Origin of the sequence: Rhodococcus sp. IEGM 1409 (assembly GCF_030056735.1) — a bacterium.
Lineage (GTDB): Bacteria > Actinomycetota > Actinomycetes > Mycobacteriales > Mycobacteriaceae > Rhodococcus_F.
Window position 1 is genome coordinate 275147 of the sequence record NZ_JASHKN010000003.1, and the last position, 13944, is coordinate 289090.

13 protein-coding genes and 2 tRNA genes are annotated in these 13944 nt (G+C 60.9%); 8 read left to right on the forward strand and 7 right to left on the reverse strand.

The window, feature by feature from the left end; translation table 11 throughout:
- The first annotated feature begins 1 nt into the window (after nt 1).
- Together QM716_RS11180 and QM716_RS11185 are read left to right on the forward strand one after the other, a co-directional pair.
- A complete protein-coding gene (locus QM716_RS11180; protein WP_007731109.1) occupies nt 2–691 on the forward strand; it encodes a YdcF family protein in 690 nt (229 codons plus the stop codon).
- A 5-nt stretch (nt 692–696) separates the two neighbouring features.
- Nucleotides 697–1995, forward strand: a complete 1299-nt coding sequence (locus QM716_RS11185; RefSeq protein WP_283304206.1) for a deoxyguanosinetriphosphate triphosphohydrolase — start codon at nt 697–699, stop codon at nt 1993–1995.
- A gap of 13 nt (nt 1996–2008) precedes the next feature.
- Here the strand turns inward: QM716_RS11185 and QM716_RS11190 are convergent, their stop codons facing one another.
- Nucleotides 2009–3547 (reverse strand): serine/threonine-protein kinase, encoded by a 1539-nt coding sequence (locus QM716_RS11190; protein ID WP_502942013.1) that lies wholly within the window; start codon nt 3545–3547, stop codon nt 2009–2011.
- Between the two features lie 84 nt (nt 3548–3631).
- On the opposite strand from QM716_RS11190, the gene dnaG reads away from it, so the two are divergent.
- Nucleotides 3632–5551 carry a DNA primase gene (gene dnaG, locus QM716_RS11195; RefSeq protein ID WP_283304208.1) on the forward strand — a complete coding sequence of 640 codons (1920 nt, stop codon included), beginning with the start codon at nt 3632–3634 and terminating at the stop codon, nt 5549–5551.
- Nucleotide 5552: 1 nt separating this feature from the next.
- On the opposite strand, the gene QM716_RS11200 is transcribed toward dnaG, so the two are convergent.
- On the reverse strand, nt 5553–5804 hold the full coding sequence (locus QM716_RS11200) for a hypothetical protein (protein ID WP_094273802.1): 252 nt from the start codon (nt 5802–5804) through the stop codon (nt 5553–5555).
- A gap of 136 nt (nt 5805–5940) precedes the next feature.
- On the opposite strand from QM716_RS11200, the gene QM716_RS11205 reads away from it, so the two are divergent.
- Nucleotides 5941–6013, forward strand: a tRNA-Asn gene (locus QM716_RS11205).
- Between the two features lie 56 nt (nt 6014–6069).
- On the opposite strand, the gene QM716_RS11210 is transcribed toward QM716_RS11205, so the two are convergent.
- Complete coding sequence (locus QM716_RS11210; protein ID WP_283304209.1) at nt 6070–6693, reverse strand: HAD family hydrolase; 624 nt, start codon at nt 6691–6693, stop codon at nt 6070–6072.
- 132 nt (nt 6694–6825) lie between these two features.
- Nucleotides 6826–7023, reverse strand: coding sequence for a hypothetical protein (locus QM716_RS11215; RefSeq protein WP_003941659.1), 198 nt, complete (start codon nt 7021–7023; stop codon nt 6826–6828).
- Between the two features lie 178 nt (nt 7024–7201).
- Here QM716_RS11215 and QM716_RS11220 point away from each other — a divergent pair.
- The 3 genes from QM716_RS11220 (at nt 7202) to QM716_RS11230 (ending at nt 9616) form a co-directional block, all read left to right on the forward strand.
- Nucleotides 7202–7275 (forward strand) — tRNA-Ile (locus tag QM716_RS11220).
- Nucleotides 7276–8308: 1033 nt separating this feature from the next.
- The gene (locus QM716_RS11225; RefSeq protein WP_283304210.1) at nt 8309–9025 is read left to right on the forward strand and encodes an SGNH/GDSL hydrolase family protein; all 717 of its coding nucleotides are present in this window, start codon (nt 8309–8311) and stop codon (nt 9023–9025) included.
- Nucleotides 9026–9481: 456 nt separating this feature from the next.
- A complete protein-coding gene (locus QM716_RS11230; protein ID WP_283304211.1) occupies nt 9482–9616 on the forward strand; it encodes a hypothetical protein in 135 nt (44 codons plus the stop codon).
- A gap of 957 nt (nt 9617–10573) precedes the next feature.
- Here QM716_RS11230 and QM716_RS11235 read toward each other — a convergent pair.
- The gene (locus QM716_RS11235; RefSeq protein WP_283304212.1) at nt 10574–10864 is read right to left on the reverse strand and encodes a hypothetical protein; all 291 of its coding nucleotides are present in this window, start codon (nt 10862–10864) and stop codon (nt 10574–10576) included.
- A 49-nt stretch (nt 10865–10913) separates the two neighbouring features.
- On the opposite strand from QM716_RS11235, the gene QM716_RS11240 reads away from it, so the two are divergent.
- Nucleotides 10914–11432 (forward strand): DinB family protein, encoded by a 519-nt coding sequence (locus QM716_RS11240; RefSeq protein WP_283304213.1) that lies wholly within the window; start codon nt 10914–10916, stop codon nt 11430–11432.
- Here QM716_RS11240 and QM716_RS11245 read toward each other — a convergent pair whose 3' ends face one another.
- Together QM716_RS11245 and QM716_RS11250 are read right to left on the reverse strand one after the other, a co-directional pair.
- Nucleotides 11433–12905 carry a mannitol dehydrogenase family protein gene (locus QM716_RS11245; RefSeq protein WP_283304214.1) on the reverse strand — a complete coding sequence of 491 codons (1473 nt, stop codon included), beginning with the start codon at nt 12903–12905 and terminating at the stop codon, nt 11433–11435.
- A 7-nt stretch (nt 12906–12912) separates the two neighbouring features.
- Nucleotides 12913–13923, reverse strand: a complete 1011-nt coding sequence (locus tag QM716_RS11250) for an NAD(P)-dependent alcohol dehydrogenase (RefSeq protein WP_283304466.1) — start codon at nt 13921–13923, stop codon at nt 12913–12915.
- Nucleotides 13924–13944 lie beyond the last annotated feature (21 nt).

The window sequence follows — 13944 nt, forward strand, 5'->3', positions numbered from 1 at the left end:
AGTGAAACCTGCTTTCGGTAACCGCCCCCACGATCCATCACCCTCACGGGCGGGCGGCTTCGGTGCAGGATTGGCTCGATGGACGCGGCGATTGATCGCCGGCGCCGTGTTGATGGCAGTGGTCCTGGTCGGCGGTACCGCATTCCGGGTATGGCAGGTGGCCCGCATCGACGACACGCGGCCGGCCGACGCGATAGTCGTTCTGGGCGCGGCTCAGTATTCCGGTACTCCGTCGTCGGTCTTCGAAGCCAGACTCGAACAGGCGTACAAGCTGTACAAGCGCGGAGTGGCTCCGCAGATCATCACTGTCGGCGGTAAACAAGAAGGTGACGAGTACACCGAAGCGGCGTCGGGAAAGATGTATCTGACCGATCGAGGGATTCCGTCGAGTGCGATCACTGCTGTGGAGACCGGTTCGGACACACTGCTCAGCATCGATGCGGTGAGTGCCGAGATGTCCTCGCAGGGCATCAATTCCGCCGTCCTGGTCAGTGACCCCTGGCACTCGTTGCGCACTCGGACTATGGCCCGCGACACGGGACTTCAAGCGTGGACCGCACCGACTCGTCAGGGCCCGGCGGTGTTCACCCGCGAATCCCAGTTGCACGGAATCGCTCGCGAAACCGGCGCGCTGCTCTGGTATCAGCTCACGCACTTCTCGGCAGACTTCCCCTACACGGCAGGGCAATAGAAACCATGACAGCTCACACCACCTACGGAGGCGGCTCCTACTCCGAACACGACCTCGAACGTCGGGTCGTCGAGGCACCGAAGCGAGCGGGGTTGCCGGGTTCGCAGATCGCAGCGGCGCAGCATCGTTCGGACTTATCGCGAGACCGGGCCAGGGTCCAGCACTCCGCAGCTTTGCGGCGTTTGGCTGACAAGACCCAGGTTGTCGGCCCGCGCGACGGCGACACACCTCGCACGCGGCTGACGCACTCGATGGAGGTCGCACAGATCGGGCGAGGGATCGCCGACGGACTCGGTTGCGACCCGGACCTGGTGGACCTTGCGGGTCTCGCACACGACATCGGGCACCCGCCGTACGGGCACAACGGCGAGAAGGCGCTGGACGAAGTCGCCAAGGACTGCGGCGGTTTCGAAGGCAATGCGCAGAATCTGCGGATCCTGACCAGCCTCGAACCGAAGATCCTGCGCCCCGACGGTCTGAGCGCCGGCCTCAATCTCACCAGGGCATCACTCGACGCGGCCATCAAGTACCCGTGGACCCGGCCGGAGCCCGGCGCGAAGTTCGGGGCATACGACGACGACGCAGAGGTGCTCGCCTGGGTTCGCGAGGGTGCGCCCGAGCGTCGGCAATGCCTGGAAGCTCAGGTCATGGACTGGGCCGACGACATCGCCTATTCCGTGCACGACGTGGAGGACGGGGTGATCGCAGGTCGTATCGACCTCCGCTCGCTTGCTGATCCGTCCGAGCAGCGCGCACTGGCAGAACTGGGGGCCTCCGAGTTTCGCGGACTGGTAGTCGACGATCTGATCGAAGCCGCTCAACGGTTGTCCGAACTCCCCGTCGTACGCGGAGTCGGAAGTTTCGACGGAACGCTGGGAAGTTCCGTCGCGTTGAAGAACCTCACGAGTGAATTGGTGGGACGCTTCGCCACGGCCGCGATCGCCAGCACTCGGCAGACAAACGGCAACCGGCCCCTCTCGCGCTATCAAGCTGACCTCGATATACCCGAGGCCGTCGCATCCGAGGTGGCGTTGCTCAAGACAGTGGCGCTGTACTACGTGATGTCCGACGCCGGACACAAGGCACGTCAGGATCGGCAGCGTGATCGTGTTCATCGCGTCGCGGAATGGCTGTTGGCCACAGCCCCGGCCGGACTCGATCCGATCCTGCTGCCCGCGTGGGAGCGGGCCGCGGACGACGGTGCTCGGGTCCGCGTAGTGGTGGATCAGATCGCGTCGTACACGGAAAGTCGGCTGGAGCGGGTGGACAAGGCGAGCTTGGGCGCGCAGGCCAGTTGGGGCTGAGTCGGCGGCGCTCTCAGCAGGTCATCCGCGTCGACGGGTCGGTAGTGGTGTCGAGCCACTTGCCGTAAGCGTCGCCGCCTGCTGCGCGAACGTCCTTGCAGATCTTCGACTCGCTGTTTCCGGATTCGCGATACACGGTGTAGATCGCAGTCCCGGAATCGGAGACTTGACGCAGTGACGGGCAGGACTGGTCTGTGCGTAAGTATTTCGAGCCGGGGAACGCGTCGAGGTAGTTCTGAATCTCGCTGGCATACGTTGCCGGATCGGTGGCATTGGCCAACACCACGATTCCGGTTCCCTTGCACGAGGGGACGGTGATCGGCTTGCTCACTCCGAGATCGCCGTTCTTCGTGGACGGGGTGGACGCCCGCGTGGTCGTGGTTGCCTGCAGTCCGGCGGTGGGTAGCGGTTCGAGTTTCGGCGTTCCCACCGGCTCCTGAATCGGCGCCGGCTCCGCCGTGGCGGTGGAAGCTGCTACAGTGGTTGGTGATTCGGGGCCCGAGTTTCCCTGCATCACCCAAGCCGCCGTGCCTGCTGCGGCCACAACGAGTGCAACTCCAGCCGCCCCGATCGCGATCGGGGCTCGGTTCCGCTTGGTCCTTGTCGCGATGTGCGCGTAGTTCCCGTAGGCGGGATTCACCGTGGTGTAGGTGGGCGACCCGACGATTGTGGGTTGCAATCCGCCGGCCTCACTGGTGGCACTGTTGGCCGAGAGGGCTTGCCGCGCTTCGAGTGCGAGCGCTCCTGTGGTCGGATAGCGGTGTGCGGGATCCTTTGCCATGCCGCGAGCCACGACAGTGTCAAAACGTTGCGGGAGCGACGGAACCGTCAGAGTGGGGCGCGGCGGCGGAGCGTTCAGGTGTGAATTGACGAGATGTCCGATGCTTGTGGTGTTGAAAGGCGTTGTTCCGGTGAGGGACTGGTAGAGGACGCAAGCCAGAGAGTAGACATCCGCTGCGGCCGTCGGCGTTTCGATACCGAATCGCTCAGGCGCCATGTACGCATACGAACCGACCGCGCTTCCCTCGGTGGTGATCTTCGTATCTGTCAGTGAATATGCGATGCCGAAGTCCACGAGGTACGCGAACCCGGTGTTCGTGAGAATGATGTTGTCTGGTTTGACGTCGCGATGGATGAGCCCCCGCGCGTGCGCTGCGTCCAGCGCTGACGCTATCTGCGAGACGATGTCGACGGCTCGCGCCGGTGTGAGTCGGCCGAACTCGGTCAACTCGGCTCGCAGTGTGTGGCCTTCGACCAAACGCATGTCGATGAAGAGAACTCCGTCGATCTCGCCCCAATCGTGCACCGGGATCACGTGCGGTTCGTTCAGGGCGGCGGTGGTGCGAGATTCTCGGCGGAAACGAGCTTGGAATGACGGGTCGGCCGCAAGTTCGCGATGGAGCAACTTGAGAGCGACCAGGCGATCTTTCGAGGTGTCGTACGCCTCGTACACTTCGCCCATTCCGCCCCGACCGAGCAGACGACGCAGCTCGTACACGCCGAATCGAGTTCCCGATCGCCCTTCGGGCGAGCTCGAGGCGTTTTCAGTCATGGTCGGTCCCATCGCTGCGGTACAGAGTCGGGCATCAACATATCGTTGTCAGGAGGTGTCGGGGGACCGCCTAGACTGATGTACGTGGCGGGCCGAATTTCTGACAGAGACATCGCGGCCATTCGCGAACGCACTCGCATCGAGGACATCGTCGGTGAATACGTTTCACTCAAGCGTGCCGGTGGCGATTCGATCAAGGGTCTGTGCCCCTTCCACGACGAGAAGTCACCGTCGTTTCACGTACGACCCAACCACGGCCTCTATCACTGCTTCGGCTGCGGTGAGGGTGGTGACGTGTACTCGTTCCTGCAGAAGATGGACCACATCAGCTTCGTCGAGGCCGTGGAGCAGTTGGCGGATCGACTCAGTTACACGATTTCGTACGAGGGCGGCGGACCGTCCGTTCAGCGCGATCGCGGCACCCGTGCACGGTTGATTGCGGCGAACGCGGCGGCTCAGGAGTTCTACGCCGCCCGACTGCGCGAACCCGATGCCCAGGCGGCTCGTGACTACCTCACCGAGAGAAACTTCGACGGTGCCGCAGCCCTGCAATTCGGATGTGGATACGCGCCCGAAGGTTGGGACACTCTCACAAAACACTTGATGTCCAAGGGATTCGAGTTCAAGGAGCTCGAAGCGGCGGGGCTGTCCAAAGAGGGGCGGCGCGGTCCGATCGACCGGTTCCATCGCCGCCTGCTCTGGCCGATCCGCAGCGTTGCCGGTGACGTCATCGGCTTCGGTGCGCGCAAGCTCTTCGACGACGACACCATGCCCGGTAAGTACGTCAACACCCCGGAAACGATCCTCTACAAGAAGTCTCAGGTCCTGTTCGGCTTGGACCTCGCCAAGCGCGACATCGCCAAGGGACACCAGGCTGTAGTAGTCGAGGGGTACACCGACGTCATGGCGATGCACTTGGCCGGCGTCAAGACCGCCGTCGCTTCGTGCGGAACCGCCTTCGGCGAGGAGCACCTTGCGATGCTCCGCCGACTCCTGATGGACGACAGTTACTTTCGCGGTGAGATCATCTACACCTTCGACGGTGATGCCGCAGGGCAGGCTGCTGCGATGAAGGCATTCGAGGGCGATCAGAAGATGGCCGGGCAGACCTTCGTGGCCGTCGCTCCTGACGGAATGGACCCATGCGATCTTCGCCTCGAGTCCGGTGACGCCGCCGTTCGCGACCTTGTTGCGCGGCGTACGCCCATGTTCGAGTTCGTGGTGAAGTCGATACTCACCGAGCACGATCTCGAGACGGCTGAAGGGCGCGTCGAAGCACTGCGTCGTACCGTCCCCGTCGTTGCGCAGATCAAGGAATCAACTCTGCGCGACAGCTACGCGAATCTCCTCTGCGGATGGGTCGGTTGGGACGATCTTCCGTCCGTCCGACGACGCGTGCGTGACGAAGCTCGCAAACGGGCGTCGACGCGTGGATCTTCACCGGCGCCCAAGCGTCGTCAGGTTGTCGATCCACCTGCCGCCGATGCGCTTGCGCTGCCGATCGGAATCTCCAGGCCACGGCCCAACGACCCGGGGCTTTCGACGCAGCGAGCTGTCCTCAAGGCCGCGTTGCAGCACCCTGGCGTCGCCGGCAGTGTCTTCGACTCGTTGCCACCCGAGACCTTCACCCACCCCGCCTACGTTGTGATCAGGCAGGCAATGGCGGACGCCGGCGGAACGAGCAAGGGGCTCGGCGGCGCCGAGTGGATCGAAGTCGTCACCAAGGGCGTCGAAGACATGACGGTGGCCTCGGTTGTATCGGAGCTGGCCGTCGAACCCATGCCGTGCGACGAAGACACGGTTCCGCGCTACATCAACGGAGTGCTCGCCCGGCTGCAGGAAGCGTGGGTGGGCGAACAGGTTGCCGACCTCAAATCCAAGCTTCAGCGCGTCTCACCTGCTGCGGCCCCGGAGGAGTACAACTCTCTTTTCGGCGACCTTGTGGCGCTGGAGCAGTATCGCCGACAGCTGCGTGAGCAGGCTGTCGGCGACCAAAGCGTCTGACCTAGCGGTTCTTCTTCAACTGGTCGTGGGGGACCAAAATCGTGGTCTCCTCATTGAGCGGCTTCATCGGCTCGAGCTTGGGCTGAGTACTCAGTGAGTCGGCCAGCTTCTGCCGTGACGCATCCAACACCTTCTTGGTGGCCGGACTAGTGGCCACCGCCTTCGCGGCCCGGCTGATCTGCTCGTATCGTGCGCGGCCCGCTTTGGTTCCCAGGACGTACCCAGCTGCAACACCGATCAACAAACGCATCATTCCTGCTTCCCTCCAGCACCGATCGTCCTGACTCCATCCTGCCTGATGACTCGCTGGGCAGGCGATTTGGTACTTCGGTGGAGGATTCGCTACAGTTTCTCAGGCAACGCCGGAACGGGCGAAGCGAGCAAGACAATCCCCTGTAGCTCAATTGGCAGAGCTTCCGACTGTTAATCGGACGGTTGCTGGTTCGAGTCCAGCCGGGGGAGCAGCAGAGCCCCTCACCTGAGAAATCCGGTGGGGGGCTTTCTTGCGTTTGTCTGACCTATTGCTCTCGCAGCAGACCTACCGATCGCAGTGCTGATTCAACCTCTGCCGCCGCGTGTACTTGTTCACCGCGAATTCCCGGCTGTCGAGCGCTGAGGACGTTGATCGGGTTGTCGTCGACGAAGAAGGTCTGTTGAGGGCGCGCATTGAGAAACTTCAGCGCGGCCAGGAAGGCTGCAGGGTCGGGTTTGGTGGCTCCGAGTATGCAGGAGAAAACATGCTCGTCGATTGCCAACGGAGTTACAACACTCTCGATGGCGGCCAAAAGGACAGGCCCGTTGTCGGAGAATGTGGCGACCTCGACCCCTTCGCTTCGAAGCGCGATTGCGAGATCGATGACTGCGCGGTCCGGGATGAAGGCCTTGGCCCAGGCTCGGCGTAGGTCGTCGCGGTTACCAGGAAACCCGAACGCTCGTAAGCGTTCCAGAATCGCGGCTTCGGAGTGAAGGCCGAGATCGCATTCCTGGTCGAACCCGGACTCGAACACGAGGGCATGGATTTCTTCTTCAGTGACGCCGATGGCCGTTGCCAGTTCTGCGGCGCGAAGATCAGGTTCGAACTGACACAGCACACCACCCAAGTCGAACAAAACGAGTTCAGGTCGGCCGCTGTCGTTCGCCATGTCGCAGAGGATAGGCGTCATCAGCACACGTGAACGCGACTCCAAGATGTTGGAGACAGATACACCGAAAGCCCGACGCAAGACTCTGCGTCGGGCTTTCGGTGGAACCGTCGAACTGTTCGACCGGTGCGCTTACTTCGCTGCGCGATCCGACGGCTCGAACAGTCGGATGATGTGGCTGGGGTTGATGTAGTAGACGCCATTCGGAGAATTGAGAACGAGAGTGTCTTCGGTGAAATCGGTGACGGTGCCGTTCAGCTTGGCGCCGTCGGACATGATGATCCGGATCGTAGCCTTCGAGTTCTTGAATTCGGTCAGTGCAAGCTTCATGTGGTGATCCTGTTCCGTGGGGTGTGCACTCCCACGGTATCGGCTCAATGCGCCTGTGCCGACCAACATTGGAAGACTCGACTCGAAAGAGTGCAACGCGTCACCGCCGGCCCGATTGTGATCCGCGTCTGATGTGCCGGTAACATTCGGATTCGCCGCGATGCTACGCATCACGGATGGGGCGGTAGCTCAGTCGGTTAGAGCCGTGGACTCATAATCCATTGGTCGCGGGTTCGAGCCCCGCCCGCCCCACGTACAGGTGCCGTGAGCCCGCGGCTCAGCCCCAATGACTCTTGTCGAAGATCATGCTGCCGACGATCGCCAAGGCGACAAGTGCGCAGATTGCAATCACCAGGACAGTTGCTCACCGGTTGTTGGGATTGAATCGCCTGGCCTTGCGCCTGCGGTTGTGCCTGAGTCGAGCATTCGTGGTCACACAAGGAATCGTCGCATCATGATCGTCGATTCCAGACGAGGTGAAAGTCTCGGATCCAGATGACAAGTTTCCCGACAGTGTCTGATGTGCAGCGCTTCTGGACGTGCCCGAGACAGCGACGAGTCGGAAGGCGAAGGAAAAGTAGGTACCTATCCTGGTATTTCAGCGTATGTGCTCGACCAGTCGAAGTGTCACGCTCTAGATGTACCTACACACGGCGATCAAAGGTGATTTCGAAGATAACACTCAGGGATCAGTCAACGATTGTCTGTACCTGTGCCTACAGGTACCGACGATGCGTTACAGCGACACCCCGAGCGTCGACGCACGCTGGTTAAACGATAGCCGGCACGAAAACCATCTTCGCCTGGTGTAGGTGCCGGCAGTCGGGCCGTCCCCGTTACCTTCTTCATAGTCTGCGGAATCGGGGGCTAAGATCGCGATCAGTCGCCGATGCTGTGCTTTGCTTCTGTTTCTGGCACGTCGACGTTCTTCCTGGCACCTGGTGCCGGCTTCACCGAATGAGAAAAATAGAGGGGATTGCCGAGCACGGGAGATTGGATATTGTCGCGCGGCTGTGCAGATGTACCGAAAGTAGTTGAAGCGTCGACGAAATATAGCTGCGCGATTGCCGCTTTGTCGGAGTGTCGAATTGGAAATGGACTTTGGTCCGTCGAATGGGGGACACTATGCCCTGAATGCTTTGCCGCGCCTTAACTTCCGGCAATCTTGTGTCAATCTGCTGTGAGAGCGGGATTTCGCTCCTTCATCGAAGTTCGGTTCAAGCGGAACGGCAGATGCTTGACACTCGCTCAGAGGCAACATGATTCGACACCGTATGTTTACAGGGTGACCAAACCCAATAAGCGAACTGTCGCCGTCATCGGTGCCATGGTTTTCACCGTCGCAGCGGTGATCGTAGGATTTGCGTACGAGCAATCCCGAGACAGTCGGGCAACTGCCTCTGTATCGCAGCCTGATAGTTCGGCGCCGGCGCTGAATGCCCCTACCGACGACTTCGACACGGTCGCAATTTTGGGGGACTCGTACTCGATTCCGAACACGACAGGAGATCACTGGCCGGCACTGTTGGCCTTCGATCGTCGCTGGTACCTGGCAGATTTTGCGAGCGGTGGCACCGGATACGTCCAGGGTAACGCGGAAAAAGGCAAGCAGCCGTTCGGTGCGAAAATTGATCAGGTCGTTGCGGTGAATCCCAAGGTCGTCATCATCGCCGGCGGTCGGAACGATGTTTCGTACCCGCTCGAAGTGCGAGATGCGACTCGGGAGTTGTATGCGCAGCTACGAGATCGGCTTCCTGACGCCAAGGTTGTAGTCATCGGACCCATCATGGACAACCGGCCTCCATCCGAGACCGCTGTCAACGTGAACGATCGAATCCGTTCCGCCGCTGAGCAGTACAAGCTGCCTTTCATCGATGCGCTCACCGAGAACTGGCTGTCGGACCCGACGCTACTCAAGGAGGACGGCATGCATCCCACACCGGCTGGTCAGAGGCTCATGTTCGAGAAGATCAGCGAGCACCTTCACTCGCTCGGTCTCTAGCTCCGAAGGAAAGCGAAGAGGACCCCGCACATGCGGGGTCCTCTTTTTCGTGAAAAGTACTGTCGGACTTAGGTCATCAGTAGCGAGGACTTTGGACTCAGCCTTGGCTGGTCAGTTGTCTGACTCGGGGATGGAAAATGTCGGGTACAAAAGCCATCGAGGGCTGTGTCGCCGCCCCATATTCGCGTTGCGTCTTTCGTGCATCGCAGTTCACCGCTGGTGATGCACGCGCGGCGATACGCACGCTGGAAGCTGGTCGCCGGAACGTCGTTCGTGTGCGTCGCCGGTGTCGCGCACATCACGGCAGCCTGAACGGAGATGGCGGGGACGACATAGATCGTGTCGACATGTTGGCCACAGCTGCTGGTTTGTGTCACCGTGATCAAACCTGGCAATCAGGACAAAGTACTTGTCGATGAATTACAGTAGTTGGCAAAATGTAAAGATAAGGTGCAAATGAACAGCAACTTCGAGGTCGCGCTACCGGAAGCCCATGGGTGCCCGAGAGAGATCGGTTTGCTGTCGGTGGACGCGCCGCCGTTGGGCGGCGCAGACAAGGACTCGGCGAATTGTGCCGGGTCGTACCCCTGATTAACCTGACGGGCCAACGTAACGGAGAACACGCTGTGAGAATCAAGAACTCGATCCCGCCTGGTGTCAAATCCGATCACTGAAACAGGCTGTTCGGCAACACTATTCGATCAGCTGAAGGTCGGGAGCTGGCCGAGTGGCCGAATGTCATGTTCGAGCGAGCGAACAATGCAGGTCAGGTAGTGAATCAGCTAAAACTCGCGACTGTGCGTTCTGCGCAGAGGTCCGAGGTTCGCCGGGCGACCGGTCGATTCCGGCGCCTGACCAGTTGATGCATGCAACCGAGGGACTCTCGTACGAATCTCTCCCTGTTGATTCTGGCGGCCGAGCATTTACAGCGTTCGGAAGGGGTACATGTCGACTCGGCGCCCTTCACATGAGGGATGACGAGACCAGGAAGCCTTGGCCACAACTGCGCCACAGGATCTTTGAAGTTGAACTGAAAGCCCTGGGAAAATTCTTGTGACCGGCCCGTCGCGGACGAACGAACTTTTGTCAGCAACGGAATGACGTTGATACGTCGTTGTTTGTGATTCCGTTGTGCGAGGGCGAACCAGACATCCTGCGTTGCTCAACCGCACGATCCTGATTCCGCTGCTTCGAAGGCCCCTGGATGCGCTGACGCCCCTCAGCGTCGAATCCCCTCCAGTCGCTGTACGGTCCGCTCATGTATTCGCGGATTCGATCGATCGGTGACGTGGAATCGCTAGGAGTACGTCCTAATTCTTCGGCCAATCCGAGTATCGACTGGCAGATTTTTTCGACGGAGTCGGGTACGCCGAGCCTGCGGACCCACGTTCCGCCCGTTTCGGTTGTTGTCGTTGCGGTGTCGGGTTGCTGCACCGCCGGCGCCGCGCAACCCCCAATCATCAAGCTGGCAGCGAGAGTGGCCAAGGCGAGCGAAGAGCGCATGTTTCGGTTCAAACCAGATCCCGCCAACGGTCACGGAAGTTCGGATCAACATTCGCCTCGGGCAGCCGCATGAAGTGAATTGACGACCGCAGTCTGCTGACGCGGTGTGAACGCTGCCCAGGCGCTGGCGGAATCCATGAGTTCAGGTACGTCGTTCCATCCAGGGCTCTGCAGCCGTGCCAACGTCGCTTCGACGGTTCCGAATACCTCGAGGAACGCGTACGCGTCGTCGCACGTGAAGGCGAGTTCGTGCGACTCGGCGTCGCCCACGTCCGCGCCACACGCTGAAAGCATCAGCACGAAGGGAATCGCAATACCGAGCACGATTCGCTTCATCGGCCAATCAAAGCAGACCGACTACGCTCTGGCGGACTAGTCTCGAGCCATGCCGATCACCCCGGATACAAAGAATTGGACCTGGGTCCTCGAACGCCCTTGCACCGAGTGCGGGTTCGATTCATCCACCGTCGCATTCACGGACGTTCCCGATCTGGTACGTGCCAACGCCGCATCCTGGGCTGAAGTGCTCGAACGCGAGAACGTGACGGTGCGGCCAGACAGCGAAACATGGTCAGCGTTGGAGTATTCGGCCCATGTGCGCGACGCGTTCAGGATCTTCAAGGTGCGGTTGGAACAGATGCTCGAATTCCACGATCCGAGATTCGAGAACTGGGATCAGGACGCGACAGCAGAGGCCGAGCGGTACAACGACCAAGACCCGGCAACGGTGGCATCGGAATTGTCCGACGCTGCCGCGGAGGTCGCGAACGCCTTCGAAACCGTGCCAGAGGGTAGCCGCCAACGACGGGGACTCCGCAGTGACGGATCGGCGTTCACCGTCGAATCGTTGGCGGCCTACTTCATTCACGATCCGATCCATCACCTGCACGACGTCTCGGCGTAGTCAGAGCCCACGTACCTCCTCGAGGGTCTTTCTGGCTCCGACGGAGTGCAACGAGTCGAGAGTCGTTCGGAAGCTTGCGACAAATCGGCGATCGTCCACGAGATCGCCGAAGAGTTGGCGGTTACCGATGAAGGCCAGTGGATCGCTCGACTGTTTCTGTGCGAGCGGTACCAGAGTGTCCGCCATCTGATCGACGACGGTGATGGGGTCTCCATTTTCGTCTGAACCCTCGGCGTAGCGGGCCCAGCTGGCGACAATGGCGGTGGACAGGTTGATCGACCCGCCGGCGTCGAGTTGCTTCCGGATGACGGGCAACAGCCACTTGGGGATTCGATCGGACGACTCGGCACACAGACGTGCAATCGTGTCGCGGACCTGAGGGTTCGAGAATCGTTCGATGAGGGTTTTCTTGTACTGATCGAGGTCGACGCCGGGGACCGGATCAAGGGTCGGTGTCGCTTCGAGATTCATGTAGTCGAGCAGGAACCCTGACAATAGTTGGTCCTGGCATGCCTCGTGGACCAGGCGGTATCCGGCAAGGTAGCCGAAGTACGCGATGCCTTGATGGCTGGCGTTGAGAAGGCGCAGTTTCATGAGTTCGTACGGGCGAACGTCCGGCACCAGATTCACGCCGGCATTCTCCAAAGGGGGTCTGCCTGATGTGAACTCGTCCTCGAGGAACCATGCGGTGAATGGTTCCGCCGCAACCGGCCACTGATCGTCGACGCCAAACGTCTCGGCGATCTCTGCGGTCACCTCGGCTGTCGTGACGGGTGTGATCCGGTCGACCATGGAGTTGGGGAACGCGCCGTTCTCTCCGATCCACTCCGCAAGTTCTGGCTCCTTCAGGGCGGCAAAGGCTCCGAATGCCGTCCTCGCGACTGATCCGTTGCCTTCGATGTTGTCGCAACTCATGATCGTGAACGGTGCGAGGCCGCGGTCTCGGCGGAGTGCGAGTGCAGCACAAATCAGACCGAAGGTGGTGCGGGGGAGTGTTCCTGGTTCGAGATCGTGCACCACATCGGGATTGGACGAGTCGAACTCGCCCGTGCTGTCCGAGATGTTGTATCCACCCTCGGTGATGGTGAGGGAGACGATCTTCGTCGATTCGGATGCCATCTTTTCGATCACTGCCTGCGGATCGTCTGGAGCGAACAGGTACTCGACGATCGACCCGATGACCCGGCCCTCGAGCGTTCCGTCTGCATGCTTGAGCGCCAGGGTGTAGAGGCCGTCCTGCGCTCGGAGTGCGTCTCTCATTCCCTTGTCCGACGGCATCACTCCCACACCGCAGATTCCCCAGTCCAAGCCCTCGCCACGTCGCAGGAGAGTATCGATGTACATGGCCTGGTGTGCACGGTGAAAACCGCCGACACCGAAATGCACTATGCCGGTAGTGACTTTGCTCCGGTCGTAGTTCGGCACTTGGAGTGAAGTGTCGAAGTCGTGCAAGTTCTTGGTATTGAGTTCCATGAAAGTTCTAGTCTCCTTCGGCGACGATGACTACGGCTTTGATGCTGCCGGGAATGCGGTCGGCCACCAGGGCCTCTTGCGACTGTTCGAGTGAAAAGCGGGCAGTGACCATCGAATCCAGATCGACACGGCGGGCGGCGACCAGTGCGGCGGCGATCGGCCACGTGTTGGCGTATCGGAACACCCCGGTCAGAATCAGTTCGCGGTTCTGAATGATCGGGACCGGCAACGGAATTTCGTCGGCGCCCATTCCGACCAAAACGACTGTCCCAGCCGGCCGAACGGCGTGAATGCCGTCGATCACGGCGGCCGTGGCACCCGAAGCGTCGATGAATGCGTCGACGGCGAGAGAGCGTACGTCGCTTTCGCGAGGATCGACGACTGTTGTTGCGCCGAATTTCAGTGCCACATCACGCCGGGCCGCATCGATGTCCGAGACGATGACTTCCGTGGCGCCGAATGCCTTGGCTACCTGCGTCGTCACGATACCTACCGGCCCGGCGCCGGCGATCAGCACACGAGAGCCCGCGGTGATCCCGGCCTTCTGTGCTGAGGCGATCCCCACCGACAGTGGCTCGAAAAGCGCGGCAGCTTCGTAGGACACGGAATCTGCGATGGGGTGGGCGAAGTCGGCACCGATCGTGACGTAGTCGGTGAGCGCACCGTCGATCGGCGGCGTTGCGAAGAACTCCATATGAGGGCAGAGGTTGTATCTGCCTGCCTTTGATTCGGGACTTGTCGGATCAGGCTTCTGAGGCTCGATGGAGACGCGCTGCCCGACGCGTCCTGGATCGACGCCGTCGCCGACCGCGGCGATGCGTCCCGATGCCTCGTGTCCGAGAACGAGGGGTGCGTTGACTACGTAAGGACCAATGCGGCCTTCGCGAAAGTAGTGCGCGTCCGACCCGCACACGCCCACGGCGTGGATGCGGACCAGAACTTCACCGGCCTTCGGGGACGGTCGCGGTCTCTCGACCATCTGCATCTTTCCGGTCTCAACGAGGACGTTTGCCCGAATTGTCGCAGGTAGATCGAAGGA

Excerpts from the sequence above, each read along its gene's own strand:
- QM716_RS11230 (WP_283304211.1), top strand. The coding sequence starts at position 9,482 with ATGAACAGCAACTTCGAGGTCGCGCTACCGGAAGCCCATGGGTGCCCG.
- QM716_RS11235 (WP_283304212.1), bottom strand. The coding sequence starts at position 10,864 with ATGAAGCGAATCGTGCTCGGTATTGCGATTCCCTTCGTGCTGATGCTT.
- QM716_RS11200 (WP_094273802.1), bottom strand. The coding sequence starts at position 5,804 with ATGATGCGTTTGTTGATCGGTGTTGCAGCTGGGTACGTCCTGGGAACC.
- QM716_RS11185 (WP_283304206.1), top strand. The coding sequence starts at position 697 with ATGACAGCTCACACCACCTACGGAGGCGGCTCCTACTCCGAACACGAC.
- QM716_RS11210 (WP_283304209.1), bottom strand. The coding sequence starts at position 6,693 with ATGGCGAACGACAGCGGCCGACCTGAACTCGTTTTGTTCGACTTGGGT.
- QM716_RS11240 (WP_283304213.1), top strand. The coding sequence starts at position 10,914 with ATGCCGATCACCCCGGATACAAAGAATTGGACCTGGGTCCTCGAACGC.
- QM716_RS11215 (WP_003941659.1), bottom strand. The coding sequence starts at position 7,023 with ATGAAGCTTGCACTGACCGAATTCAAGAACTCGAAGGCTACGATCCGG.
- QM716_RS11190 (WP_502942013.1), bottom strand. The coding sequence starts at position 3,547 with ATGACTGAAAACGCCTCGAGCTCGCCCGAAGGGCGATCGGGAACTCGA.
- QM716_RS11245 (WP_283304214.1), bottom strand. The coding sequence starts at position 12,905 with ATGGAACTCAATACCAAGAACTTGCACGACTTCGACACTTCACTCCAA.